The following is a 26,950-nucleotide window of genomic DNA, read 5'->3' as shown; positions in this document are numbered from 1 at the left end:
CGCACGTAAACAACCCTTGTTATTGCGCACCCACTCCAGAAAGGGCCGCTACAGCCAGGTCAGCAAGCCGCCACTGCGCCGGGTCGGTTGCCGGCTCGCCTGCTGCAGCACCCCCGCCTGTGGCTCGAACAGGCTCAGCCAGCCGCTCGCGCGCGTGATCGCGGTGTAGGCCAGCTCGCGCGTCAGCAGCGGGCTCTCCGGCGGGGGCAGCAGGAAGGCCACATGCTCGAACTCCGAGCCCTGGGACTTGTGCACCGTCAGCGCGAACGCCGTCTCCACGGACTCCAGGCGCTGCGGGATCATCCAGCGCACATGCCCGTCCGCCGCGACAAAGGCGACCCGCAGGGCGGTTTCCGCCGCATCGTCCGCGCCCGGTTCGGCATCACCCCGGGCCAGCCAGGCGGGCACGCGCAGGGTCACGCCGATGTCGCCGTTGATCAGTCCCAGCGCGTAGTCGTTGCGCGTGACGATCACCGGGCGCCCCTCGTACCAGACGCCCTCCGCCTGCAATACACCCCTCGCCGTCAGCGCCCCGGCAACGCGGCGGTTCATCCGGTCCACACCCCAGGGCCCCTCGCGCACGGCGCACAGCAACTGGAAGCGCCCGTGTTCGCGCAGCGTGCCGCGCGCCCATTCCTCCCACGTGCCGCGCGCATCGCGGGATGCCGGGCGTCCGGCCGTCAAATGCTCCAGATAGCGGACGACCCCGAACGGTGCCGCCTCGGCATGCCCGGCCCCGTCCAGCACGCGCCGCAGCAGGGCCGGATCGTCCGGGCCCTGCAGCACCGCCGCGTGTACATCCTCGCCCGGGTGGCCCGCCACCTCGGCCGTGCCGTCGTTCACCGCCGCGGCCAGACGACCGATCCCGCTGTCCGCGCCGAATCGCCGGCTGCGGCGCAGCATCGCCACGTGCTGGTCCAGTGCCCGCCCGTCCTCGTCGACGTAGCCGGCCGGCAGCGCCAGCCCGGCTACCTCGCGCAGCCAGGCGACCGTCTGCGGTGTGTATTGCCCGCCGTCCGCCCGCGCGCACAGCTCGCCCAGCACCGCCCCGGCCTCTACCGAGGCGAGCTGGTCGCGATCCCCCAGCAACACCAGCCGCGCATGCGCCGGCACCGCGGCCATCAGGCTGGCCATCAGCTCCAGATCCACCATCGAGGCCTCGTCCACCACCAGCACATCCACCGGCAGCGGATTGCGCGCATCGTGGCGGAAGCGCCGGGTATCCGGTCGCGCGCCCAGCAGGCGGTGGAGCGTAACCACCTCGCGCGGGATCGCGGCGCGCAGGCGCTCACCACCGGGGAAGCGTTCCAGCCCCAGCGCATCCACCGCCCCCGCGACCGAGGCATTCAGCCGCGCGGCGGCCTTGCCGGTCGGCGCCGCCAGGCGGATGCGCAGCGGCTCGCCCTCCCCCTGCAGGCCCTGCAACAGCGCGAGCAGTTGCAACACCGTGTAGGTCTTGCCGGTACCCGGCCCGCCGGTGATCACGCTGAACGCGGACCCGGCCGCCAGTACGCAGGCCAGACGCTGCCAGTCCGGTTCGCCGTCGCCCTCCTCGGCCGGACCGAACAGCCGATCGAGCCAGGTGCGCAGCGCATCCGTATCCAGCCCGTCGCGCCAGGCGGGCTGCTCGCGCAGGCGTCCGGCCACCGCCTCCCCGATCCGGCGTTCGGCCTCGCGGTAGCGGCGCAGGTACAGCCGGTCCTGTGCCCGCACGAGGGGGGTCCCCGTGTCCGCGTCGACGCCGCAGATTCGATGGCCTTCCAGCGCGGTGTCGAGTGCCGCGCGGTCCAGGCCGCGCAGGACATCCGAGGGCCGTGGCAATCCCCGCTCCGCGCCCTCCGGCGGTAGCGACAGCATCCGGTCCGGGGCCTCCAGCAGGCCGTCGAGGTCCAGGCAGACATGCCCGCGCCCGGCCTGGTGGCTGGTCAGCGCCGCCAGCAGCAGCATCAGCGGCGGTGCGGCGGGCACCTGTTCGCGCAGAAAACGCACCAGCACGCGGTCGACGCCGCGCACCCACCCCGCGTGCTCCCACTCCCCGAGCAGATCCAGCAGCGCCCCGGTGTCCTGCAATGCGCGGTCGGCCGTCATGCCCGCGCCTCCCGCGGCCGGTCCGGCCCCTCGGCGAACCAGTCGTCCAGTTGTTCGATCAGCGCCCGTGGCGGGCAGTCGTGGAACACGCCGCGCCCCGGCGCATCGATCCCGCGCAGGAACAGGTACACCCCGCCCCCCATGTGGCGGTCGTAGTCGTATCCCGGCATCCGCGCCTGCAACTGGCGATGCAGGGCCAGCGTGTAGATCACCAGCTGCAGGTCGTAGCGGTGTTCCAGCACGGCGTCGCGCAGGCGCTCGGGCACATAGGCCTCGGGGCCGGGCCCCAGCCAGTTGGACTTGTAGTCGGCGACGTAATAGCGGCCCTCGTGCTCGAAGACGAGATCGACGAAGCCCTTGAGCATCCCGTTCAGCAGCCGGTCGCCCGCCGGCGGCCGGGGCTGTCCGGGCAGCAACTGCTCGCGCACGGCGGCATCCAGCCGGCGGCTCTGCAGCCAGCGCGTCTCGAACAGGAACTCGAGCTCCGGCTGATACACGCCCAGTCCGTCCAGGCGGAACACGCCACCGGAGGCCAGCGCGTACTCGGCCGTAATCAGCCGCCGCATCCAGTCCTGCACGACGGGGGTCCAGTCGCCCCAGTCGCGTTGTTCGCAGCGCTTTTGCACCTCGTCGTCCAGCCGGGCGCGATCGGCGACGACCGCCGACCAGCCCTGCTCGGCCGCCCACTCCAGCAGGCCGTGCAGGAAGGTCCCCGGGGCTGGCCCGCGCGGGAAGTCGTGCAGCCCTCCAGCCACCGGTACCTCGGGCAGCGGCAGCGCCCGCGTCGGGTCGTGCCCGGCCTGGGACCCGGCCCCGGAGCCGACTGCGCTCTCGCGCAGCATGTCCTCCAGCGCGGAATCGGGCGCCACCGGGTCGGCGACCAGCGGCGCCGGCGCATCGGCCTCGTCCGGGTGCGCAATCGCGCTGTAGCTGGCCACCCACCAGGGCTCGCGTACCGGACGCGTCGGGGTACGCGCCCGCCCGGGGGCGGCCGTGTGCTGTGCCAGCCGCACGCCCGCGCCCGTGATCTCGGGCAGGGGTTCGATCGCAATCGCCGCCTCGTCGCCACGGGCCGCCTGCAGCCGGTCCTCCAGCTCGCCGTTCGGCATCGGCTCCGGGCCACTCAGCAGATAGCCGACCGCACTGCGATGCAGCTCGTTCTCCTTGCTTCGCCCCGACACGATCGGCACCAGCCCCATCCAGCAGGCGTGGCGCGCACGGGTCATGCCCACATACAGCAGGCGCAGGTCCTCGGCCAGGCGCTCGCGATCGGCGCGCTCCTGGGCGCGTGTATCCATACGAAAGATCCAGCGCGGCCTGCCGCCCGGCGGGCGATCGATACGCGGCACATCCTTCTTCGGGTCGACCGCGCGAAACGCGCAGACAAACGGCAGGAACACCAGCGGGTACTCCAGCCCTTTGGACTTGTGCAGCGTGACCACCTTGACCAGGTCCTCATCACTCTCCAGGCGCAGCACCTGCTCCTCCGCGGTCGCGCGCTCGCCCTCGCGGTGCTCCACCAGGTGCCGAATCAGGGCCTGCTCGCCATCCAGCTCGGCGGCCGCGCGCTGCAGGAGTTCGCTCAGGTGCAGCAGGTTGGTCAGCGCGCGCTCGCCATCGGCACTGGCCAGCAGCCGGCGCGGCACGTCGAAGTCGTGCAGCAGGCGGCGCAGCATCGGCAGCACACCGCGCGTCTGCCACAGGCGGCGATACTCGCGGAACTGCTCGACCCGGTGCTCCCAGCGCAGTTCGTCGGTGGTCAGCCGGTGCAAGTCGGCCAGCGACTGCCCCAGTGTCGGGGTCGCCAGCGCCGCGCGCAGCAGGCGCTCGCTGGTCGGCTCGGCACAGGCCCGCAGCCAGCGCAGCAGGTCGCCCGCCTCCGGGGTCACGAACACCGATTCGCCCTCGGACAGGTACACGCTGCGCACCCCCCGCGCGCGCAGCGCCTCCTGCATGATGCGGGCCTCCACCTTGCTGCGCACCAGCACGGCGATATCCCGCGGACGCACCGGCCGCAGCGCGTCTGAATCCCGAAAGCCGCAGGTCCCGTCCGTCCCGCCAGTGAGCAGGCGCACCATCTGCTCGGCCGCGGCCGTGGCCATCTGTTCGCGATAGACACCGGTGCCGACCGGTGTGCCCGGGTCCATGCACCACAGGGTCAGCGCCGTCACCTCGGCGCCGTCCTGTTCCAGGCGCTCGCCGCGATCCTGGGCATCCACCGCGTGGAACGGCAGCTCGCCGTCATCGCCCTGGCCAAACAGGAACGCCCCCTCCGACCAGCCGTCGGCATGGGCAAACAGGCGGTTCACCGCGCCGACCAGGCGCGCGGTCGAGCGGAAGTTGCGCGGCAGCGTGTAGTGACGCCCGGCGGTCGCGCGACGCGCCTTCAGGTAGCTGTGGATGTCCGCGCCGCGAAAGCCGTAGATCGCCTGCTTCGGATCGCCGATCAGCAGCAGGCCCTGCTCGGACGGGTTGTCCTCGATGCGGTAGACGCGTTCGAGGATGCGGTACTGCACCGGGTCGGTGTCCTGGAATTCGTCCACCAGGGCGACCGGGAACTGGCGCCGCAGGGTCTCGGCCAGCACCTCGCCGCCGGGACCCTCCAGGGCATCGCGCAGGCGCAGCAGCAGGTCGTTGAACCCCATCTGCACCCGCACGCGCTGGGCCTGGCGGAACTGGAGATCGATCTCCACCGCCGCCGCCTGCAGCAGGCGTTCGCTGTCGTCCGCGCAGACCTCGGCGGCGGCATTGAGCGCGGTAAACGCCGGGTGCAGGTCGTCCGGCAGGGACTTGCCCTTCTTCAGCCGCTCGGCCATCCCCGCCGCGCACATGCGCTCCAGCACAGGCGTCGTGCCGACCTTGTCCGGCAGCAGTGCGGCCGGGTCCTCGGCCCAGGCGCGCATCACTTCGATCAACTCGTCCGGCTTCTGGTACTTCGTGCCGAGCAGCACGTTCGCCAGCAACTCGCGGAACTGTCGCTCCACCTCGGCGGCATCCTCGCGCCAGACGGCCTTCAGCTCGGCCAGGCGTGCGAGGCGCGTGGCCAGCTCCGCATACAGCCCGTCCGGCGTGCGGTAGGGCTCCAGCCCCGCCGTGTCTGTCAGATGGCCGAGAAGCGGCCGCACCCGGGCCTGCAGTTCGTCGGGTCCTTCGCCAAAGGCCTGGCGCAGCAGCTTCAGGTGATCCGCCGGCTGCGGGTAGACAAAGCGGCGCCAGTAGTCGCGTGCCGCCTCGGCCTGCAGCTCGCTCTGGTCCGCCTCCAGGCGCTGGTTGAACAGGCTTCCGCTGTCGAACGCATGCTCGCGCAGCATGCGATAGCACCACGAGTGGATGGTCGAGACCGCCGCCTCGTCCATCCACTCGGCGGCCAGCTCCAGCCGCCGCGCGGCCCCGGCGCGTGCGGCCGGATCCGGGTAGGCGTCCAGCAGCGCCGGCCACAACGCCTCGTGGGCCGGGGCCGGTTCGCCGCGCAGGATGCGCGCCCCGCGCGCCAGCACCGCGCGGATGCGCTCGCGCAGCTCGCGGGTGGCCGCCTCGGTAAAGGTCATCACCAGGATCTGCGGCGGGGTCAGCTCGCAGGTACCCTCCGGCAGCTCGCCGTGGCCCAGCACCAGCCGCAGATACAGCGCGGCGATGGTGTAGGTCTTGCCGGTGCCGGCACTGGCCTCGATCAGGCGGCTGCCGTGCAGCGGCAGTTCCATCAGCTCCAGCGGCTGCGCGCCTGCACTCATTCCATCTCCTCCCCGGCGGCCAGCGCCTCGAACAGCGGCCGGTACAGCCGGTCGCGCCAGTGCCCGAACGCCGGATCCTGCAGCAGCGCCTCCGGGTCCGGCCAGGCACGCGCCAGGGCCGGGCTGCGCGCCCATTCACCGGGGCTGAAGTCGTCCCCGACCAGCACCTTGCGCGCCCGCGCCAGTGGGTCGGGGTCGTCCTTCGCCTCGGCCTGCAGCCAGGCGAAGGCAGTGGCGCAGGCCACCGGCAGCGGCCGCTCCAGCCCGGCCACCCAGCCCTCGACCAGGGCCCCGAGGTGCTCGCGGGCCTGCTCCGGCCCCACGCCCGGCAGGCGCATCCCGGTATCCAGCCCGATCACCTCGGTCGCGACCCGGCCGCCTGCGCCCGTGCCCTGGTTCGCCAGCAGGTGTTCGAGCCAGGGCTTGGCCACCTTGTCCACGCGCCAGTCCTTTTTCTGTTTCAGCCGGCTCACGGTGTAGTCCAGCAGCACGGCCTGCCCGGCCCCGCCGCGCAGGGGCGGGGCGGCACCCTCCAGCATCCAGCCACCCTGCCCCAGACGCACGGCGGGCGATGGCGGCAGCCGTTCCGGCCAGGCGGCCAGGCGCAGGCCGATGCGCTCCAGCAGACGTGCGGCCTCGGCGATCATCGCCTCGCGTTCCAGCTCGCCAGCCGCGCCGAGCGGCAGCGCACCGGCGCGTTGCAGCCGCGCGGCCTCGGCCTCCAGCACCGGGCCCCAGGCCTCGGGGTCCTCGCCGTGGTCCAGCGCGGCCGCGACCAGGGCCTCGCGCACCTGCCACTGTTCCAGCCCGGCCAGGGTGAACGGCTCCAGGTCCTCGCTCGGGGCCTCCTCGCGATCGAACACCACGCCCAGCCGGTGGCGGAAGAACGCCTCCGCCGGGTCGCGCAGGAAGCGCATCAGCGTATCCGGGCCCAGCACGCGTTCGTCGTCGGCTTCGTCCGGCGGCGGCAGTTCGAGCGCGTCCGGCGCCGGGGTCTCGTCGGCGTGGTGGACCGCCTCCCACTCGCGCGCGTAGGTGTAGTGCCGGGCGTGTGCCGGGTCGGGCGGGAAGTTGGCCGGCGAGAACGGCTGCAGGGTGTGCACGGTGGTCAGGTGGTCCAGTAGCGGCTCCTTCCGGGCCTGCCCGTCGACCTCCTCCGCGCCCTGGAGCCGCCAGCCGGCGGCCAGGTGATCGCGCAACTGCGCGACCAGCACCGAGGGCGGCTGCGACTCGTTGTCGCGCGCGCTGTGGCCGACCCAGCTGACATGCAGCTGTCGCCGCGCGGACAGCAATGCCTCCAGGAACAAGTAGCGATCGTCCTCGCGCCGCGAGCGATCGCCGGGGCGGTAGTCGCGGCGCATCAGGTCGAAGTCCACCGGCGTCGGGCTGCGCGGATAGTCGCCGTCGTTCATGCCCAGCAGGCAGACGATGCGAAACGGGATCGCGCGCATCGGCATCAGCGTGCCGAAATTGACCGAACCGGCCAGGAAGCGCTGGCCCAGTCCGCTGTCCTCCTGGCTGGCCAGCCACTGCTCGCGCACGACGCCCAGCGGCAGGGGGTCGTCCAGTTCCGCCTCTGCGCAGTCGGCCTGCCACTGGTCCAGCGCCTCGCGCAGGCGCCCCAGCGTGAACAGCTCGGCATCGGTCTCGCCGGCGAAGAAGGTATCCAGCAGCTCGCGCAGCCGGGTGTTCCATTCGCCGGGGGTATGGGCGTGGCGCAGCCAGCCCCAGGCCTCCGCCAGCGCGGTGATCAGGTCATCCATCGGGCCCAGCAGCACGGCATCCAGCCCGCCGATCTCGTCGAACGGCTCCAGCCCCTGCCAGGCCCCGCCCCCCCCGGACGCATAGCCCAGCAGCATCCGCCGCAGGCCGAAGCGCCAGGTGTTCTGCTCCAGCCCCTCCGGCAGCCCGAGCCCGGCGCGCTGCTCGGCATCCAGCCCCCAGCGCACGCCCGACTCCTCGGCCCAGCGGTGCAGCGTGGTCAGGTCTTCTTCCGCGATCCCGAATTGCCGGCGCAGCGCGGGCACATCCAGCAGGTCCAGCACCTCGGCCACGCCCATCCGGCTCTCCGGCAGCGACAGCAGGCGTTCCAGCGCGATCAGCACCGGGTCGCGCCCGCGCGGCCCCTGGTCGGACAGGGTGTAGGGGATGTAGCGCGGGTCGTCCGGCGGCAGCTGGCCGAACACGGCCTCGATATGCGGGGCGTAGGCGTCGATGTCCGGCACCATCACGATCACGTCGCGCGGGCGCAGGTTCGGGTCGGCGTCGAAGTGCGCGAGCAGCCGGTCGTGCAGGATCTCCACCTCGCGCAGCGGGCCATGGGCGACATGGAACTGGATGGAGTCGTCGTCCGGCGCCACCGCCGGCCAGGCCTCGCGGGTCTCGCCCAGCGGGCGCAGCTCGCGGATGTCCTCCTGCAACTGGTGCAGCAGGCAGTCGCCGCCGTGCGGCTCGAAGTAGTCGACCCGCTTCCAGGCGAGGGTCTGCAGCACGGCGTCGTAGGCGGTGGGGTCGTCGTGTTCGTCCAGCAGGCCGATGTAGTCGCGGCCCTGCTTGCCCCAGGCGGCCAGCAGCGGGTGCGCGTGCTGGTGCAGCTCGGCGTCGTCCAGCACGCTGGGCATGCCGGCCTTGCGCGCCTGGCGCTGGCGCGTCGCGCGCAGCAGGTCCTTGTCGGCGACGATATCGGCCCAGTAGTGCTCGCAGGGGTTGTGCACGCAGACGAGGATCTGGCACACGCCGGCCAGCCCCTCCAGCGCCTCCAGGATCTGCCCGGGCATGGAGGAGATGCCGAACACGATCAGCCGCCGCGGCAGCCCCGGCGGGCGCTCGCTCAGGCCCTGCACGACCTCGCGGTAGCGGGCATGGACCGTGGCCCGGCTGGTGTCGGCCGCGCCCTCGCCGATGTCCTCGCGCAGCAGGCGCCACAGCGCGGCCTGCCAGCGGTCGTCCTCTCCCAGCGGGGTCTCGCGGCCACGCGCGTCGCGCAGGACATCGCGCCCGGCGGCCCAGGAGGTCAGCCAGTCGGCCCGGTAGACCTGATACTGGTCGAACAGGTCGGCCAGGCGCTCGGCGAGCTGGTGGCGCTTGCGCAGATCGCCGCCGTCGCGCGGGTCGTCATCGGCGAGAAAGCGCGCCAGCGGGGCGAACTCGGGGCGCGTCAGACACTCCGGCAGCAGACGCATCAGGCGCCAGATCAGCGGGCGCTTGGCATACGGGGATTCCAGCGGCACGGCCTCGAGCCCGAGCACCGCGCGATAGGCCGACCAGACAAAGCGCGAAGGCAACTGCATGTCCAGCGCGGCGGCGATGCCACAGCCGGGCGGGTCGGCATCCGGGTGCGCGGCCAGGGCGTAGCGCAGCCACTGCGCCATGCCGTTGCTCTGCACCAGCAGGGTCTCGTTCTCCAGCGGGCCGAGCGGCGCACGCTGCATCCAATCGACCACCAGGGCACGCAGCGACTCCAGATGGTTGCCGTGCAGCACCACCATCCCTGGCTCTAGCTCGCCGGACTGCGTCACCCCTGCTCCTTGTGCCCCATGTGAGCGCCGTGTAATGGGCCTACCCTACCAATGTGCACGCCCCTGCGCCCGCCCCCATTGGCATCCGAGCCAAAGCCGGTATCCTGTGCGGTTTTTGAACGCCGTCACAGAATAAAGGAAGGCGCATGCTCGCACTGCAAGCCGGGCTGGGACTGCTCGTATTCGTGGCCATCGCCTGGCTGCTGAGCGAACACAAGACACGCTTCCCCTGGCGCGAGGTGCTCGCCGGGCTGGCGCTGCAGTTCGGTATTGCCGTACTGCTGTTGAGCGTCCCCGGCGCACAGCATGCGTTCCTGTGGCTGAACCAGGTCGTGATCGCGCTAACCGATGCCACCCAGGCCGGCACCTCATTCGTGTTCGGCTATATCGGCGGGGACGACCCGCCGTTCGCGGTCGACGACCCGGCCAACAACTTCATCCTCGCGTTCCAGGCGCTGCCGCTGGTGCTGGTGCTCTCGGCCCTGTCGGCGTTGCTGTTCTACTGGCGCGTGCTGCCGGTGCTGATCCGCGGGGCCTCGCTGGTGCTGCAGCGGGCGTTCGGCATTGGCGGTGCCCTGGGCGTGGGCACGGCGTCGAACGTGTTCCTCTCCATGGTCGAATCGCCGCTGGTAATCCGCCCGTATCTGCGCCAGATGAACCGCAGCGAGCTGTTCGCGCTGATGAGCGTGGGCATGGCGACGCTCGCCGGCACGATGCTGGTGCTGTACTCGACCATCATCGGCACGGTGCTGGACGATGCGCTGGGCCACCTGATCGTCGCCTCGCTGATCAGCCTGCCGGCCGCGCTGCTGATCGCCACCGTGATGATCCCGCCGACCGCGCCCTCCACCGCCGGCGATCTGCTCCCCGAGACCGAGGGCGCGACCAGCGCCATGGACGCGATTACCCGCGGCACCCTGCGCGGGCTGGAACTGCTGCTGCAGATCATCGCGCTGCTGATCGTGGTGATCGCCCTGGTCGCGCTGGTCAACGTGATGCTGGGTGCGCTGCCCGAGGTCGCCGGGGCCACGCTGAGTCTGGAGCGCATCCTGGGCTGGCTCTTCGCCCCGCTGGCCTGGCTGATGGGCATCCCCTGGGCCGAGGCCACCACCGCCGGCTCGCTGCTGGGGGTCAAGACCATCCTCAACGAGATGGTCGCCTTCCTGCAGATGGCGGAGCTGGGGGACGATGCGCTGTCCGCGCGCAGCGAGCTGATCCTGATCTATGCGCTGAGCGGCTTCGCCAACCTGGGCAGCCTCGGCATCCTGATCGGCGGCCTCGGCGCGCTGGTGCCGGAGCGGCGCAGCGAGATCGTGAGCCTGGGCATCCGCGCCATCGTCGCCGGCACGCTGGCCACGCTGATGACCGGCGCCGTGGTCGGCATCGTGCATATCGCCTGACACGCGGCAGGGTCTGCCAAACGGTTGGCAGCCGGAGGCCGTTCCGGTGTAGGCTTCTGCCTGTCGATATGCAAACTGAAATATAACGAACAGCATATCCCCAGCCTCACCGTCACTGCGAGGAGCACCGCGACGAAGCACAAAAGCAGCGAAGCTGCGTTGAACGGCCGAAGGCCGGCCCGAAGGGCGAGCGCAGCGAGTAATCGCGACTGGAACCACCCGAACCCACCTGGACCCAACCACCGGGAAGCCCCCACAGCATGCACCTGCGCGCCCTCCTCCTGACCCTCGTCCTGCTGCTGCCCGGCCTGGCGCATGCCTCCGGCCCGCTGACCATCGCCGCTGCCTCCGACCTGCGCTTCGCCCTGGACGAAATCGTGGAGGCCTACCGCGAGGCCTATCCGGACGACCGCGTGCGCGTGACCTACGGCTCCTCCGGCCGCATGACCACGCAGATCCTGAACGGCGCGCCCTACGACATCTTCTTCTCCGCCGACATCGCCTACCCGAAGCGGCTCCACGCGGAGGGTGCCGCCGTCACCGAGCCGTCCGTCTACGCAATCGGCCGCATCGTGCTGTGGAGCAACCGCATGGATGCCTCCGAGCTGACGCTGGAGGACCTGACGCGCGACGACATCCGCCGCGTGGCCATCGCCTCGCCCACGCACGCCCCCTACGGCGTGCGCGCGAAGGAGGCGCTGCAGGCCGCCGGCGTCTGGGACGCGCTGCAGCCGAAGATCGTCAACGGCGACAACATCGCCCAGACCGCACGCATGGTGCAGGCCGGCGGCGCGGACATCGGCATCATCGCGCTGTCGCTCGCGGAGTTCCCCGATCTCGCCGAGCACCCGCACTACCTGATCGACGACGCGCTGCACGAACCCCTGACCCAGGGCTTCGTGATCACCCGCCGCGGCGCGGACAAGGACACCGCGCACCGCTTCGCCGGGTTCATGGGCCGCGACACCGCCCGCGAGATCATGCAGCGCTACGGCTTCGAGATGCCCGGGGGCGAATAACGGATGTTCGACCTGAGCCCCACGGACTGGATGGCGATCGAGGTCACCCTCAAGCTCGCGCTCTACACCACGCTGATCCTGCTGGTGATCGCCACGCCGATCGCCTGGTGGCTGGCCAACGGGCGCGGCTCGCCCGGCGTGCGCACCGCGGTGCAGGCCCTCGTCGCCCTGCCGCTGGTGCTGCCGCCCACCGTGCTCGGCTTCTACCTGCTGGTGCTGCTCGGCCCGGCCGGGCCGGTCGGCAGCACGCTGGAGAGCTGGGGCCTGAACCACCTGGCCTTCACCTTTCAGGGCATCCTGATCGGCTCGGTGATCTACTCCCTGCCGTTCGCGGTGCAGCCGCTGCAACAGGCCTTCGCCAACCTCGGCCGCCGCCCGGTGGAGATCGCTGGCTCGCTGGGCGCCGGGCGCATCGACCGCTTCGTCACCGTGATCCTGCCGATGACCCGCGGCGGCTTCATCGTCGCCGCCACGCTCGCCTTCGCCCACACCCTCGGCGAGTTCGGCGTGATCCTGATGCTGGGCGGCGCGATCCCCGGCGAGACCCAGGTGCTGTCCATCCTGATCTACGACCACGCCGAGGCGATGGACTTCGACTCCGCCCACCGCCTGTCCTTCGGGCTGCTGATCTTTGCCTTCGCCGTGCTGTTCATCGTCTACGCGATCAACCGCCGCTTCGACACGGTGCGCCTGTGACCCGGCCCGAGCCCGACACGCTGCGCATCAAAGCCCGGCTGGAACGCCCCGGCTTCGCGCTGGACGTGGACACCGCCTTCCCGCTGGAGGGCGTCACCGCCCTGTTCGGCCGCTCCGGCTGCGGCAAGACCACGCTGTTGCGCATCATCGCCGGCCTGGAACACCCGCCCGGCGGCGAGGTGCACTTTCGCGATACCGCCTGGCAGTCCGGCAAGACCTTCGTCCCGCTGCACCGCCGCCGCGTCGGCCTCGTGTTCCAGGAATCCACCCTGCTGCCGCACCTGTCCGTGCGCGGCAACCTGCTCTACGGCTACAAGCGCACACCAGAGCCCCTGCGCCGCCTGCACCTCGACGAGGTCGCCCGCCTGCTCGGCATCGACGACCTACTGGAACGCCGCGCCGACCAGCTCTCAGGCGGCCAGCGCCAGCGCGTCGCCCTCGGCCGCGCCCTGCTCACCAGCCCGGACCTGCTCCTGCTCGACGAACCCCTGAACGCCCTGGACACCCAGACCAAGCGCGAGATCATGCCCTTCCTCGCCCGCCTGTCCGAGGAGACCGGTATCCCCAGCCTGCTGGTCACCCACGCCCCGGACGAAGTCGAACGCCTCGCAACCCGCGTCGCCTTCATGCACGACGGCCAGCTCGAACGCCTGGAACCCCTGCGCGAGGCGCTGGCCCGCGCCGACTCCCCCCTGTTCCGCGACGAAGGCGCCGTCTCCGTCCTCCAAGGCGAACTGGGCCCAGCCGACCCCCATGGCCTCCACCCCTTCGGCCCCCCCGAGGCCCGCTACCGTGTACCGTCCACTCCGGGCACCGCCAACGGCGCCGGCCGCCCGGCCCGTCTGCGCATCGACGCCCGCGACGTCTCCATCGCCCTATCGCCGCCCCAGGACGTCTCGATCCTCAACATCATCCCCGTCACCATCGAGTCGCTGGATGAGGCGCCCGGGCACCACGGACCCGCACGGGTCCTTGCCGTGTGCCGGCAGGACGATGGGCAGACTTTGATGGCGGAGTTGACGCAGTTATCTACCGGGCGGCTGGGCCTCCAGCGGGGCACGCGTGCCCATGCGCTCGTCAAGGCTGTAGCCTTTCTCGACTGAGCGGCTCCAACGTACGCCGGGATTCGGACCACCCACGTGCCTGTTCGCAAACCCACACCGCCCGTGCCAGAATCCAGCTAACTGCCATGCAGGACGGCGTCCACACAACCTACCGTCTCCCGCAACCTGTCTACGCCGCTACATATCCAGGATCCATCGTCCCCCATGAATCATAACCCGGTGAATACACGCCCATTCTTGCCGCGCCCTCACCCGGGATATCTAGCGCGCACGTTCAACCATTACCCGTGCGCGCTATCTAATCACTGTTGGACAACGGAGTAGGTTAAGTTGCACGTAGCACTTTTTCTGTCAGCCCTCCTGCTTCTCGCCGTCGGTTCCTACCTTGCATTCCTCGCCAACGTCGCCGGTGCGAGCGTGACGTACGGGGCTGCAGTTTTCTGCCTAATATTTGTTTTCCTGCGGGATTTCAAGAGTTTCAAGGGCTTCGGACTGGAGGCGGAACTGCTTGAGCGCAAGATAGAGGAGGCCGACAAGACGCTGGATCAACTGAGGGCTATAACCGTTCCTATCGCAGAAATGCTCTTCTCCAATGTCGCCCGCGCCAACCGCATAGGTGGGCAGATGCCCAGGCGGCAGCGGCATGAACTTATGGAGCGGATACAGTCAGAGCTTCGCACTTGCGGAGTTCGACCTGAGCAGATTGAAAAGGCGAAGGTAGATTGGCATCGCTTCAACCTGATTGACCTTTCCCGACCGGTACTTAAGCCCCTAGAGGAAGCGGTCGAGGCCTTCATGGGGAGCGAGCTTCAGAAGGTGGGAGCGAATGAGCACACCTCACCTGGGATTGCGCTAGGCGAAGCATATCGAGAGAAGGTGCGAGGTCTGAGAGGCAAGTCATCAGATCCGTCACTCCCTAACCTCGTAGAAGAGTTCATCGATTCTGCCATTTTCCTTGATGATGATGCTAAGCGCCGTGTTCGCGAGGAAGTAGAGGGGCCGGCACGAGAACTGAGGCACTACCATACGCATCGAGACTTTCTGGATCGAGAAAAGTGGTTTGCTAATGGATGAACGGGAAACCGTCCAACATGACGCTGCAGCCGACGGCTCCGCCGCGGCTGAGCTTCGCGTTAGGCATTAGAAGGATTAGGCATGGGGATCCAGTCAGGTAGAGTCTTTCTTCATTGGAACTACTACATTGCGCTTGAGCAGGATCTGGCCAAGCTATCGCGCTATATAGAGTTCGCAGAGGGAAATTTTTCAACATATTCAATCGAGCTTGCACATCTTCTGTTGGCCGCTTCGTCCGAAGTGGATGTTGTCATGAAGGAACTATGCCGTATTCTGAGCCCCGATGACCAACGAAAGAATATTGGCGATTACAAACGAATCGTTGAGAAAGAGCTTCCCGTTCTGATTGACGAAAAGTGCTATGTGCACCGTTTTAACCTAACTCTTGAGCCTTGGTCGAATTGGTCGGGATCGTGGCACCCAGCGTGGTGGCGAAGCTATAACAAGGTGAAACACCATCGCGCAGAAAAGTATAACGAAGCTAACTTGAAGAATGCCCTGAATGCTATGGCAGGGCTTCATGCTCTCGTTGTGCATTACTACGCGACTTATTTAAAGGATGAGCAGGGCGTTACCGATATACGCAGGGTTACGGATCAACTTCAGCCAGAACCCGAGTTAATAAAGCTAGACGAGAATTACTACACCCATGTGCTCGCTCTCAATTAGTCGCTGCTTCTCGTCTTGCCTAACCAAAGCGTCACCGCGGACCGGCTTTTCCGCTCGCGCTCCAAATCCGGCCGTTCACGCTAAGCGCTGGATATCAATGTGAACTTTCCAAATTGGCTAAAGCTTATCTGGTGGGGTATCGCCCTTATCGGCGCTCTCGCATTCCTGCTATTTCGCCTCAGCGATATTCTGGTTGGACAGGCCCAGTTCGCAGATGTCATTGTCTTTCTCGTTTTCATTGGCCTCTGGATACTTCCTCTGGTGGCGGAAGTGAACATACTGGGAATTCATCTCAAGAATGAAATAGAGGAAATCAAGCGAGAGGTCGCTTTGGTTAGAAATTCCGTAGAAGTTCGGAACTCATTCAACCCACAAGTCATTGTTCCACCTCCGCCTTCTGAAGACGAACTCCCCGATTTAAGAGAAGAGGTAAGAACCGCTGTATCACAAGCTTTTCGCGAAGGGGAACCACCGCTACCTCCAGCCCAGGGGGAAACCTATCTGCGAATGAGGACGCACATTTTCTATTTGGCGTCCGTTACAACCTAGAGGTTCAGATTCGTAGAATTTATGACGCCAACATTAATGATCCAAGGCAAAGATATACATCAGTTATCGCCTATCTGAAATGGTTGGTGAGATCTGAGGTGATCTCGCCTAACCTAGCTCACGCCGTACGTGAAGTCTATTCCGTTTGTTCTGCTGCCATTCACGGAGAGGATGTTTCAGACAATCAGGTTCAGTTTGTAAGAGATGTGGCTCCGGAATTGTTGGCAGCTCTAGAGGCGGTGCGTTGATACCCTGCTGGCCCGGAAATGGGGACATATATATTTTCTAAGGTCCGACGCAACAGCTGACGCCGAAGAAGAGGAAAAATGGGGACAGATTTAGTTTTTCGCGTCCGACGGGGCGGCGCGATGGGTATTGGGGGTCAGACCTTGCCTTTTGCCCCTGTCGTGGCGGGGGGGCAAAAGGCAAGGTCTGAACATCCCTCTCGGATTTTCAAGGCTTGGGCGTCTCGCATGTGGGGCGGCGGTGGTACTCCCGTCCTTGACGGAGCATCGTCCAGATCATTCCGGAAAAGTGGGGACTGATTTATTTTCTCACGCCCCGAATAGAGGACACCCACTTTCTGCGGACCTGCCCGGAAACGAACTCGGCGCCCGAAGGCGCCGATCGAAGTGGCTGGGAGAGTGCCGGGGCCTAGCCCCAGATGTCCTGAGTGATGCCGGCGTACCAGGCGCGGGTGTGTTCGGCCTCCTGGCGGCGGAAGGTTGAAGACTGGCCGAGGGGACTGACGCCACCGGAGCCTTCTACCGCTGCCTGGGCGCCGTTTTGGTACTGGTACACGGCGGCGATGCTGACGCCGTAGTCCGGGGTGATCAGGCCGTAGCAGGTGCTGGCCGACGAAGGGTCAAGGGGCTCCTGGCCCGATAGCTCGCGCAGGATGGCGGCTGCGACGATCTTGCCCTGGTTGTTGGCCGCGTGGCCGGACTTGGGCATGGCACCTGCAACGCTGGCATCCCCGATCACGTAGATGTTGTCGTCCATGACGGACTTGAAGGTCCGCTGATCGACCGGGGCCCAGCCTTCTTCGTTCGTCAGGCCGGCATCGTGGGCGATCTGGCCGGCGCGCTGTGCGGGGACGAAGTTCATCACGTCCGCACGGACACGTTCCTGACCACCATCCGCATGGGCAGTCTTGCCGCTGACGTCGATCTCCTCGACGCGGCCGCCGTTGTGGCCGCCACGCCATTCGATCATGTCTCCGTAGTGCTCGGCCCATCCCTCCTCGAACAGGCCCTGCTTGGCGAAGTTCTCCTTGGGGTCGAGGACGATGACCTTGGAGCGAGGTTTGTGGGTCTTCAGGTAGTACGCCACCATCGAGACGCGCTCGTATGGCCCCGGCGGGCAGCGGTACGGGTTGGGCGGGGCGACCATGACATAGACCCCGCCGTTGGGCATGGCCTGTAGCTGCGCGCGCAGCAGCTCGGTTTGCGACCCGGCCTTCCAGGCGTGCGGGATCGTCTCCGCATCGGCCTCTTCGATGCCGGGCATGTCCTCGTACTTGAAGTCGATGCCCGGCGACATGACCAGCTTGTCGTACTGCAGGCTGTCGCCGCTTTCGAGCCGGACCGTGCGGCTGTCGGCGTCCACGCCAATGACCTTGTCCTGTATGACATCGACACCATCGCGATCGCGCAGGTTGTCGTAGCCGTGCGTGATCGCCTCGATGCTCTCGAAGCCGCCAAGCACCCAGTTACTGCCGTAGCAGGTGACGTAGGTGGCGTTGGGTTCGATCAGCGTGACGGCCATGTCCGGCGAGAGTTGTTTCAGGTAGCGCGCCGCGGTGGCACCGCCGGTGCCGCCCCCGACCACGACTACATGGGCCTTGCCAGCGCTATGCGCAGCAAGAGGGGTTAAACCGATGCCGGTCAGGGCGGCCGCGCTGGTGATCCCGAAGGCCTTGAGGAAGTGACGTCGCGTAAAGTTATGCATTGTTGTTATCCCCCGTGATCAGAAGCGCGCGAAGTAGACCGACATCGCTTCGATCTCCTCGTCGGTGTAGCCCTTGGCGTGACGATCCATGATGGTCGCGTCACGCTCGCCATCGCGGAATGCGCGCATCTGGCTCTGGATGACACCCGCCGAGACACGGCCGAGATCCGGAACACCTTTTTCGGCTGCGGCCGCGTTATGACAGGCCATGCAGGAAGCGGCCATCAACTGGCCACGGGTAATTTCGTCATTGTCGGCGATAGCCTGGGATGCGGTGCCGGCCATCGCCAGCGAGGCGACAAGCCCCGCCGCGAACAAGCGTGAGTGCTTCATGCGAACGAACTCCTGACGGTTGGGGTTCATGGTTCCCCGGCATTCAGCCGGCCCACTCAACCCCACTGCAGAAAGCGCGCCAAGAGCCCCGCCGCCCCTTGCTACGGCCGTTTTCGGTAGATACAGGCCAGAGCCGTCGGGGTAGCGAACGGACAATTCAGCACTTTGTCGGCCAAAGTGACCGGTTTGGCCGCTTTGTCAGCACAGGACAAACGAGGGACGGCCCTTGCATCTGATCCGAGCGCATGGCGCCAGACCCGGTTGGTAACGGCCAACGAACCGCTCCATGGGCTTTCTATTGGGTGTCATGAGCCTGCACTAGACTCACAGTAGCCCCCCACATCGGGAGAAGAGGACATGCTGCTCGAAGGGTCCTGTCACTGCGGCGCGGTGCGCTTTCGCGTGGAATCGCCGCATCCGTATCCCTACCAGCGCTGCTACTGCTCGATATGCCGCAAGACGGCTGGGGGTGGCGGCTATGCCATCAACCTGAGCGGACGCGCCGAGACGCTGGAGGTCGAGGGTGCCGAGCACACAGGTATCTATCATGCAGTGATCGACGGCGATCCGAGCGTCGGCGAACGCCACTTCTGCCGCCACTGCGCCAGCGCCCTCTGGGTCTATGATCCGCGCTGGCCCGCCCTCGTCCACCCCTTTGCCTCCGCCATCGACAGCGAACTGCCGACCCCGCCCGAGCACGTCCATATCCTGCTCGACAGCAAGGCCAACTGGGTGGAGGTGGAGGCAGACGACACCAGTCAATGCTTCTCCGGTTTCCCGGAGGAGAGCATCGCCGAGTGGCACCAGCGGCTGGGGCTAGAGATGAACAACGAGAGCAATAATGAAAACTGAAGCGGCTAGGCTGTATCGGACATTACTGCTCAGCGGCAGGACACCCATCTTCCTTCGCGCTTAACACGACTGCCGTAGGCTTCGAGGATTACCACTGATGACCATGCACAACCCTCCGCATCCGGGCGCGTTCATTCGCGAGGTCTATCTGGCACCGTTTGGCCTGAGTGCCCGCCAACTGGCCAGCAAGCTCGATGTCTCGCCTTCCACCCTGGGGCGCGTCCTGCAGGGACGCAGCGGGGTGAGTCCCGAGATGGCACTGCGTCTGTCCAAAACGCTCGGCCGATCGCCGGAAAGCTGGCTGGCCATGCAGGATCAGCACGACCTCTAAGTAGGAACAAGAGGACACCCATCTTCTCGATGCGGTGGCTACTCGTTGTTCAAGGTCAAGATGAGGACACCCACCTTCTTGAGACGCTGCTTACCGGGCCGCCTCGGCTTCCAGCATATCCACGAGTTCGGCGGCGGAGACAAGGCCGTACCTGATCCGGCCCTGGGGGGTGATGATGGTGGGGGTGCCCCGGAACCGCTGCTCCCGGGCGATGGCCAGATGGTCGGCCACGGGATGCGGGCAGTCTTCCGCCTTTATGGTCTCGCCCAGCTTGGCCCGGGTGATGGCATCCTGCCGGTCGTCGCTGCACCACACCGCCTCCATCTGCTCGAAGGCGTTGCCGATGACGGGGAACGCCGCATAGCGAATGCGGATGTCCCATAAGAGGTAGTCGTCGATTTGCTGATGGAACTCGCGGCAATAAGGGCAGTTGACGTCGGTAAAGACCGTCACGGTGTACTGGGCATCGTCCGGCTCAAAGACGATGAGCTCGTCCTCGTCCAGGCCTTCCACCAGTTGCACGATCTCGGCCTCCCGTTCCCCGGCGGCCGCGTTGCCGCTCAGGCCGAACACGAGAAGCGCCACGGCCACCAGAACCATGGGGCATGCGCAGACCCTGTTCCGTATCACGTCCACCGTCCTTCCGGCTTGATGCGCTGACAGCCGGTGTTTGTCGGCCTGCCGGATCCCCTGCCCCGATACTTATACCGATGGACCATTGCGAGAAATCCGGGTTCCGCCTGACCGGAAGGCGAAAACCAGCGGGAAACGGGCTCGGACCTCGATAGCATCATTTTAATGCCCGTTAGGGCGAGGCACCGGGGGGGCGTGGCAATCTCCGAACGCAACTCCTGACGTTTGCCTCTGCCAGTGGTGGATAGAGAGGACACCCAGTTTTTTCTGGCCATCATGGCGAGGTCCCGCAGGGGCCGTGGCCATCTCCGAACGCTACCTCTCGCGTCCGCCCTGGCCAGCGCTGGGGACAAACCCTCGGAGATCGCCACGGCGCTGCGCGCCTCGCGATGACGGTGTTTGGTTGCGAAGACGGGTTGAGAAGGCGACGAAAAAGAGGACACCCACCTGGTTGAGGTTTGCCCGCTTCGCTAGACTTAGCTGCTGCCCGCCTGGGCGCAGACGCTGGAAGAAGTGATGGATAGAGAGGACACCCAGTTTTTTCTGGCCGTCATGGCGAGGTCCCGCAGGGACCGTGGCCATCTCCGAACGCTACCTCCCGCGTCCGCCCTGGCCAGCGCTGGGGACACACCCTCGGAGATCGCCACGGCGCTGCGCGCCTCGCGATGACGGTGTTTGGTTGCGAAGACGGGTTGAGAAGGCGACGAAAAAGAGGACACCCACCTGGTTGAGGTTTGCCCGCTTCGCTAGACGTAGCTGCTGCCCGCCTGGGCGCAGACGCTGGAAGAAGAATTGACCGGCGGCCCGCTCAGTCCGACAGCAGCCGCGAGAAGATGGACGGCGCCGGCCCGTCCACGGCGACCTCGTCCCCCACGAAGGCGGGCCGGATCACGGCACGGTAGTTGCGGATGCGCTGCACGTAGTACACCGGCTGGTAACCGCGCGCGTAGCCGAACCGCAGATCGCGGTAATAGCGTTCCTCGGTCAGCAGCGGCAGCACCTCGCGCATGTCCGCCCAGCGGTCTGGGTCGCGATCCAGTTCTCTCGCCAGGCGCCGTGCATCCAGCAGGTGCCCGCGGCCGATGTTGTAGGCCGCCAGCGCGAGATACGTACGGTCCGGTTCCGGGATGTCCTCGTCCAGGCGCTCGTGCATCTGGTGCAGGTAGCGCGCGCCACCGCGAATGCTCTGCTCCGGATCCAGGCGATCCTCGATCCCCAGCTCCTGCGCGGTGCGCTGGGTCAACATCATCATCCCGCGCACCCCGGTGGGACTGCGCGCCTGCGGATCCCAGTGCGACTCCTGGTAGGCCAGCGCGGCCAGCAGGTCGGCTGGCAGTTCGTACTCGTCAGCGGCCTCCTCGAACACCGGGCGGAAATCCGGCAGCCGCTGGTCGATGCGCCGGGTCAGCGCACGCAGGTCCACGAAGTCGAATTCCGGGACGTAGGCATAGTACTGCTCGTCCACCCGGGCACGCACCTGCGTCCCCTCGTCGGTGTCCATCCACGCACCCGCCTGCGCCGCAAGTTCCTCGAAATCGGGGTGCAGATACCAGCCGATCGCGCGTTCATCACTCACGTCGAAGGCCACTTCCAGGTGCGGGAAGATCCGCTGGTTGAGGTCGACGATATGCGAGTCGGCCACTGTACAGTCGAGTTCGCCCTCTTCCACGGCCGCCAACAGCCGCTCGGTGCCCTCCGGCTCGGCGCGATGGGCCACCGGCTCGTCCAGCGCCTGCAGGGTTTCGACGTAGGCGCTGCCGGCGCTGACTGCCAGCTCCAGCCCGTCCAGATCGGCGGCCGACTCCGGCAGCGAGCCGCGATCGCGGTGACACACGACCTGCTCGGTCACCTCGGTATGCTGCGGCCCGCGGAGGAAATCCGCATCGCGCGATTCCAGATGCGTGAGACCGGCCGCCGCCATATGGACCTCGCCGGAGGCCAGGGTCTTCAGCACCTCGCCCACCGAGTCCACCACCTTCCATTGGACCTCCCAGCCACGCGCGGCTGCGAAGGCTTCCACCAGGTCGTGTTCCGGGCCTGCGGTCTCGGTGTGGCGGTCGTAGAACCAGGCGGTGGGGGCATTGCGGGTCACCACCACCAGTTCACCGGTGCCCTCCGGATGTTCCAGCGACGAGCCCGACACCCCCGGCACTTCCGACTGCCCATCCCCGGGACCACAGGCCATCAGCACGACCGCCGACGCGGTCACCAGACCTGAACGCCGCCAGCGACGCGGATGCAGCAAATGGATGTACGAATCAGTGGACATGAGATCCCTCCCCGAGCGGCGTCTCCTGACAGCCGGCTGGCCCGAACGGCCCGAAAGCTACCCTAGACCTTCGGTAGATGCGGTCCGCCCCACAACCAACCCCGATTTCATGAGGGTTGTGACGCGGAACCCCGCCGCGCCCCCTAGGGGTATCTACCAGGCAAACACCGACCGCCCGCAGGGAGATATTCGATGCAAGAAGTAGAGAAGGAAGAAGAGGACACCCACCCTCTTGATGCTGCAGCTACTCGTCGTTCAGCGCCAGTTGTCCCCCCAACTGACGGCGGACGAACCAGAAAGCCCAGCGGCGACAGGCTGGCGCGGACGGTTTACCCTCAAGGGGCATTGATCGAGTAAGGGCCTGCCCATGCCGTTTCCCGCACAGAAGACAAAGATAGTGGCCACCATCGGGCCGGCGTCCGACTCCCCGGACACGCTGCGGCGGATGATGCAGGCCGGGCTCAATGTGACACGGCTGAACTTCTCGCACGGCGATGCCGCCTACCACACCGACCTAATCGGCCGTATCCGCGAGGCGGCGCAGGAGACCGGCACCCGCGTCGCAATACTCGGCGACCTGCCGGGGCCGAAGATGCGGATCGGCGAGCTGGCCGAGGAGCCGATCGAACTGGAGCCCGGCGCGACGATCACGCTGACCACGGAGGACTGCGTCGGCGATGCTTCTCGTGTCAGCGTGTCGTTCTCCGAGCTGCCGGAGGCGGTACAGCCCGGTGATGCGCTGTTTCTGAATGACGGCTACATCGAGCTGGAGGTGGTGTCGGTCGAGGGCCACGACGTCACCTGCCGCGTGCAGACTGGCGGGGAACTGCGCTCGCGCAAGGGCCTGAACCTGCCGGGCATCGATCTCGGCATCCGCGCCTTTACCCTGGACGACCACGACTGGCTGCGGTTTGCGGCGGAACACGGCGTGGATGCCGTCAGCCAGAGCTTCGTGGTCGACGGCGACGACATTTTGGCCGTGCGCAAGGCGGCGGAGGCGCTGGGTTACAGCCCCTTCATCATCGCCAAGATCGAGCGGGCTGCGGCACTGGAGCAGCTCGACGGCATCCTGGAGGCTGCGGACGGCATCATGGTGGCGCGCGGGGATTTGGGGGTGGAGATCCCGATCGCGAGCATCGCCCGCGCCCAGCGCCGCATCACCCGGCGCGCCAACCAGCACAACCGTCCGGTGATCACCGCCACCCAGATGCTGGAGTCCATGGTCACCTCACGCCGGCCCACGCGCGCCGAGGCCACCGACGTGGCGAATGCCATCCTCGGCGGTACGGACTGCGTAATGCTCTCCGGCGAATCGGCCATGGGGCGTTATCCGGTGGAATCAGTGGCGATGCTGGCCGCTATCGCCCGCTCGATCGAACCGGAGCGTGACAGCGGCATGGCCCCGGATAGTCCAGACGAGCCCGAAGAAGCCGGGCACGATCGCGCGGTCGACCTGATCGCGCGCAGCGTATTCCACACCGCGCAACGGCGCCTGCCGCGCGTCACCCTGGCGCCCACGCTCAGTGGCGCGACCGCCCGGCGCATCGCGCGCCTGCGCCTGCCCTGCTGGGTCGCCGCCTTCACCCCGGATCCGGAAACCGCCCAGAACCTGCAGTTCTCCTACGGCGTCCAGCCGGTGGCAGTCGCCGAGGACCGCAGCGACTGGAACGACTTTGCGCGCCAGTGGCTCGCCGAGAACGCCATCCACGACGGTCTCGCCCTCCTCGTTCAGGGCCCCTCGGGCCCCAACCCCACCGGCAATCATCGCCTGGAGCTGCTCGAACTCGACAGCCCCCGCCAGGGACACGCACCAGGGCATACCTGAGCAAAGGTCAACAAGAACACATCCTTCTTCCCTGCCGCGTCATGGCGAGGTCCCGCAGGGGCCGTGGCCATCTCCGAATCCAACCCCAGACGTCCGCCTCGATCAGCGCCGGGGACATCCACAGAGATCGCCACGGCGCTGCGCGCCTCGCGATGACGGTGTTTGCTTCTCCGTCGTGATGAAACCTCAAAGGGGCGACGAAGACGAGGACACCCACCTTCTCTGCCGCGTCATGGCGAGGGCCCGCAGGGGCCGTGGCCATCTCCGAATCCAACCCAGACGTCCGCCTCGATCAGCGCCGAGGACATCCACAGAGATCGCCACGGCGCTGCGCGCCTCGCGATGACGGTGTTTGCTTCTCCGTGTGGTGAAACCTCAAAGGGGCGACGAAGACGAGTGACGAAGACGAGGACACCCACCTTCTCTGCCGCGTCATGGCGAGGTCCCGCAGGGGCCGTGGCCATCTCCGCATGCAGCCCCAAACGTCCGCCTCGATCAGCGCCGAGGACATCCACAGAGATCGCCACGGCGCTGCGCGCCTCGCGATGACGGTGTTTGCTTCTCCGTGTGGTGAAACCTCACGGGGGCGACGAAGACGAGGACACCCATCGTGTCCGCTCCGCAACGGGGTGGTCAGCGCCCGGGGTTGCTTGCGGCCGAGTGCCCAGGCTGTATGCTCGGGCGCTCCGCAAACACTGCCAGCGAGAACCACCACCATGGGTACGCCTGCCGACTCCCCGGACCACGAACCGCCCGAAGGCCCGAACCAAGCCGATCAGGACGGCTTTGCCGCGTTTGAACGCGGCGACTATCGGACCGCCGGGGAACTGTGGGCGGCCAGCGCCGAGGCCGGCTCGGCCTGGGCCCAGTTAGGCATGGGGATTCTGTATGCCGACGGCCTGGGGCTGGAGGCCGATGCCGAGCGTGCGCGCGGGTACTGGGAACAGGCCGCGGAGCAGGGGCTGAGCGATGCCAGCTTCAACCTCGGCGTGATGGCGGAGAAGGCCGACCCCGCCGATGCCGACGCGGCCCGACACTGGTACCGCCATGCGGCCGAGGCGGGTCACGTCGTGGCGCAGAACAACCTGGCCGTGCTGCTGCAGAACGCGGGCGACGAGGCCGCCGCCACCGAAGCCGTCCAGTGGTGGAAACGCTCTGCGGAGCACGGCGACCCCGACGCCCTGAACAGTCTCGGTGTCGCGCACCAGCAAGGCAGCGGATGCGCGCGCGATCGGGCCGCGGCAGCCGAGTACTACGCCCAGGCCGCCGAGGCGGGACACCGCGACGCGGCCTTCAACCTCGCCCTGGCCCTGGAACAGGGCGACGGTGTAGCAACCGACATGACCGGCGCCGCCCACTGGTATCGGCAAGCCGCCGAGGCCGGGGACCCGGACGCCGCAGCCCGCCTGGGCAACCTCTGCCGCGACGGCAACGGCACGCAGGAAGACCTGGCGGCGGCGGCCCACTGGTATCGCGCCGCGGCCGAAGCCGGCCATCCCCTGGCTCAGGCGAATCTGGGCGTCCTCCTGGAACGGGGGCTAGGGGTGGCTCAGGACGAGGCGGCCGCGGCCGCCTGGTACCTGGCCTCGGCGCGGCAGGGGCTGGCCCCGGCGCAGTACAACATGGGCATCGTGCTCGCCGAGGGCCGTGGCGTGGAGGCCGACCTGCCCGGTGCCTGGGTCTGGTTCGCGCGCGCAGCCGATCAGGGCCACAAGCCGGCCGCGGAAGCCCGCGACTACGTCCACCAGCAGCTCACCCCGGAGCAACGCAGCGAGGCCGAGGCGCGCAAGGCCGAGACCTCCCGCTAGACCACCAGCGCGGCAACCAAAGGGCAGCAAGCCCAATCCCCGCCTCGTCATGGCGAGGCCCGGAGGGGCCGTGGCCATCTCCAAACGCAACCCCGGACCTCCGCCTCGATCAGCGGCCGGGCATCCCGTCAGCGATCGCCACGGCGCAGCGCGCCTCGCGATGACGGAGCCGGCCCGAGAAAGCAGAGGCCAACCAGCTCGGCCCCCGCCTCGTCATGGCGAGGCCCCGGAGGGGCCGTGGCCATCTCCAAACGCAACCCCGGACGTCCGCCTCGATCAGCGGCCAGGCATCCCGTCAGCGATCGCCACGGCGCAGCTCGCCTCGCGATGAAGGAGCCGGCCCGTGAAGGCGACCGCCACCCTCGGCCGACGCGGCGCGGCGCGACGCGGTAACCGCAACATCCGCTCCCCCGCCGCAAGATTGTGGAAGCGACCCCGACCGGCCCAAGCCAGAATCCTGGATACAGGCCGCGCACACCAATCTCTGTGGCGGGGCCGCCATGCCAAAGCCAAGGTCACGCCCGGCCCGCGGCCGCGCAAGCCATGGACCACAGGAGGTGCATCATGTACGACCACTCGACCCGGCCCGCGGGAGCGCTTCGCCACCTGGCCACGGCTGCCGCCGCGCTCGCCCTGGCCGCCCCCTTGGCGAGCCTGGGGGCCGACGACGGCCAGGCCTTCATCTGGGATCCGGACTCCCCCGACCTCGAATGGAACCCCTGCCCGGCGTTTATGCCCGACGACTGCCGCCTGGCCGTCCTCCAGGGCGACCCGGCCGAACCCAACGCCGATGTGTTCTTCCTGCTGCCGGGCAACAGCACCGCGCCCCACCACTGGCACACCAGCGCCGAACGCATGGTGCTCGTTCAGGGCGAGATGCAGGTGGATTACGACGACCAGGAGCCGGTTGTACTCCGACCGGGGACCTACGCCTACGGCCCGCCGCGCCTGGCGCACACCACCCACTGCATCTCGGACGAGGACTGCATCCTGTTCATCGCGTTCGAAGACCCGGTGGATGCGCACGAGACCCACGACCACTAAGCCTGCCGCCCTCAACGGTTGTTGCCGGATGCGGTGCCCCCGCACCCGGCTCCTCCACCCGGATGGTGCAGCCGGTTGCTGAAGCAGAGGACCTTCG

At 67.6% G+C, this 26,950-nt stretch carries 18 protein-coding genes and 1 pseudogene; 12 read left to right on the top strand and 7 right to left on the bottom strand.

Annotated elements, in window-relative coordinates:
• Positions 1-48: 48 nt before the first annotated feature.
• Genes recD through recC form a run of 3 tightly spaced genes read right to left on the bottom strand, consistent with a single transcriptional unit; the run spans position 49 to position 9,337 of the window.
• Complete coding sequence (recD, locus tag G015_RS0108905; protein WP_020146517.1) at positions 49-2,088, bottom strand: exodeoxyribonuclease V subunit alpha; 2,040 nt, start codon at positions 2,086-2,088, stop codon at positions 49-51.
• On the bottom strand, positions 2,085-5,819 hold the full coding sequence (recB, locus tag G015_RS0108900) for an exodeoxyribonuclease V subunit beta (protein ID WP_020146516.1): 3,735 nt from the start codon (positions 5,817-5,819) through the stop codon (positions 2,085-2,087). The genes recD and recB overlap by 4 nt, the downstream gene beginning before the upstream one ends.
• Entirely contained in the window at positions 5,816-9,337 is a 3,522-nt protein-coding gene (recC, locus tag G015_RS0108895) for an exodeoxyribonuclease V subunit gamma (RefSeq protein ID WP_028490909.1), read from the bottom strand. The genes recB and recC overlap by 4 nt, the downstream gene beginning before the upstream one ends.
• Positions 9,338-9,483: 146 nt before the next feature.
• Between recC and G015_RS0108890 the strand changes: the two genes are divergently transcribed.
• The 7 genes from G015_RS0108890 (at position 9,484) to G015_RS14230 (ending at position 15,808) form a co-directional block, all read left to right on the top strand.
• Complete coding sequence (locus tag G015_RS0108890) at positions 9,484-10,737, top strand: NupC/NupG family nucleoside CNT transporter (protein WP_020146514.1); 1,254 nt, start codon at positions 9,484-9,486, stop codon at positions 10,735-10,737.
• A 260-nt stretch (positions 10,738-10,997) separates the two neighbouring features.
• Positions 10,998-11,756, top strand: a complete 759-nt coding sequence (modA, locus tag G015_RS0108885; protein WP_020146513.1) for a molybdate ABC transporter substrate-binding protein — start codon at positions 10,998-11,000, stop codon at positions 11,754-11,756.
• 3 nt (positions 11,757-11,759) lie between these two features.
• Entirely contained in the window at positions 11,760-12,452 is a 693-nt protein-coding gene (gene modB, locus G015_RS0108880) for a molybdate ABC transporter permease subunit (protein ID WP_018174002.1), read from the top strand.
• Positions 12,449-13,555, top strand: coding sequence for a molybdenum ABC transporter ATP-binding protein (gene modC / locus G015_RS0108875; RefSeq protein WP_020146512.1), 1,107 nt, complete (start codon positions 12,449-12,451; stop codon positions 13,553-13,555). The genes modB and modC overlap by 4 nt, the downstream gene beginning before the upstream one ends.
• A gap of 291 nt (positions 13,556-13,846) precedes the next feature.
• Entirely contained in the window at positions 13,847-14,590 is a 744-nt protein-coding gene (locus G015_RS0108870) for a hypothetical protein (protein WP_020146511.1), read from the top strand.
• 81 nt (positions 14,591-14,671) lie between these two features.
• Positions 14,672-15,259 carry a hypothetical protein gene (locus G015_RS13650; RefSeq protein ID WP_020146510.1) on the top strand — a complete coding sequence of 196 codons (588 nt, stop codon included), beginning with the start codon at positions 14,672-14,674 and terminating at the stop codon, positions 15,257-15,259.
• A gap of 99 nt (positions 15,260-15,358) precedes the next feature.
• Positions 15,359-15,808 carry a hypothetical protein gene (locus G015_RS14230; RefSeq protein WP_156824690.1) on the top strand — a complete coding sequence of 150 codons (450 nt, stop codon included), beginning with the start codon at positions 15,359-15,361 and terminating at the stop codon, positions 15,806-15,808.
• A 654-nt stretch (positions 15,809-16,462) separates the two neighbouring features.
• On the opposite strand, the gene G015_RS0108855 is transcribed toward G015_RS14230, so the two are convergent.
• Together G015_RS0108855 and G015_RS0108850 are read right to left on the bottom strand one after the other, a co-directional pair.
• Positions 16,463-17,758, bottom strand: a complete 1,296-nt coding sequence (locus tag G015_RS0108855) for an NAD(P)/FAD-dependent oxidoreductase (protein ID WP_020146509.1) — start codon at positions 17,756-17,758, stop codon at positions 16,463-16,465.
• 18 nt (positions 17,759-17,776) lie between these two features.
• Positions 17,777-18,091: a c-type cytochrome gene (locus G015_RS0108850; protein ID WP_020146508.1), complete on the bottom strand. Its 315-nt coding sequence runs from the start codon at positions 18,089-18,091 to the stop codon at positions 17,777-17,779.
• A gap of 357 nt (positions 18,092-18,448) precedes the next feature.
• On the opposite strand from G015_RS0108850, the gene G015_RS0108845 reads away from it, so the two are divergent.
• The gene (locus G015_RS0108845) at positions 18,449-18,943 is read left to right on the top strand and encodes a GFA family protein (RefSeq protein WP_020146507.1); all 495 of its coding nucleotides are present in this window, start codon (positions 18,449-18,451) and stop codon (positions 18,941-18,943) included.
• A 97-nt stretch (positions 18,944-19,040) separates the two neighbouring features.
• A pseudogene (locus G015_RS0108840) lies at positions 19,041-19,271 on the top strand (HigA family addiction module antitoxin); the annotation flags it as partial.
• A gap of 93 nt (positions 19,272-19,364) precedes the next feature.
• On the opposite strand, the gene G015_RS0108835 reads toward G015_RS0108840, so the two are convergent.
• Complete coding sequence (locus tag G015_RS0108835) at positions 19,365-19,874, bottom strand: DsbC family protein (protein ID WP_019025087.1); 510 nt, start codon at positions 19,872-19,874, stop codon at positions 19,365-19,367.
• An 841-nt stretch (positions 19,875-20,715) separates the two neighbouring features.
• Positions 20,716-22,176 (bottom strand): membrane-bound lytic murein transglycosylase MltF, encoded by a 1,461-nt coding sequence (mltF, locus tag G015_RS0108825; RefSeq protein ID WP_020146504.1) that lies wholly within the window; start codon positions 22,174-22,176, stop codon positions 20,716-20,718.
• A gap of 367 nt (positions 22,177-22,543) precedes the next feature.
• Between mltF and pyk the strand changes: the two genes are divergently transcribed.
• The 3 genes from pyk to G015_RS0108810 all read left to right on the top strand — a co-directional run bounded on the left by pyk (position 22,544) and on the right by G015_RS0108810 (position 26,853).
• A complete protein-coding gene (pyk, locus tag G015_RS0108820) occupies positions 22,544-24,001 on the top strand; it encodes a pyruvate kinase (protein WP_020146503.1) in 1,458 nt (485 codons plus the stop codon).
• 716 nt (positions 24,002-24,717) lie between these two features.
• Positions 24,718-25,809 (top strand): tetratricopeptide repeat protein, encoded by a 1,092-nt coding sequence (locus G015_RS0108815; RefSeq protein ID WP_020146502.1) that lies wholly within the window; start codon positions 24,718-24,720, stop codon positions 25,807-25,809.
• Positions 25,810-26,373: 564 nt separating this feature from the next.
• Positions 26,374-26,853, top strand: a complete 480-nt coding sequence (locus G015_RS0108810) for a cupin domain-containing protein (RefSeq protein ID WP_018994176.1) — start codon at positions 26,374-26,376, stop codon at positions 26,851-26,853.
• The last annotated feature ends 97 nt before the right edge of the window (positions 26,854-26,950 follow it).

This window comes from Thioalkalivibrio sp. ALJ15 (genome assembly GCF_000383695.1).
Classification (GTDB): Bacteria; Pseudomonadota; Gammaproteobacteria; order Ectothiorhodospirales; family Ectothiorhodospiraceae; genus Thioalkalivibrio.
Note: the sequence above shows the minus strand (reverse complement) of the source record. Positions and strands in the feature narration are given on the sequence as shown.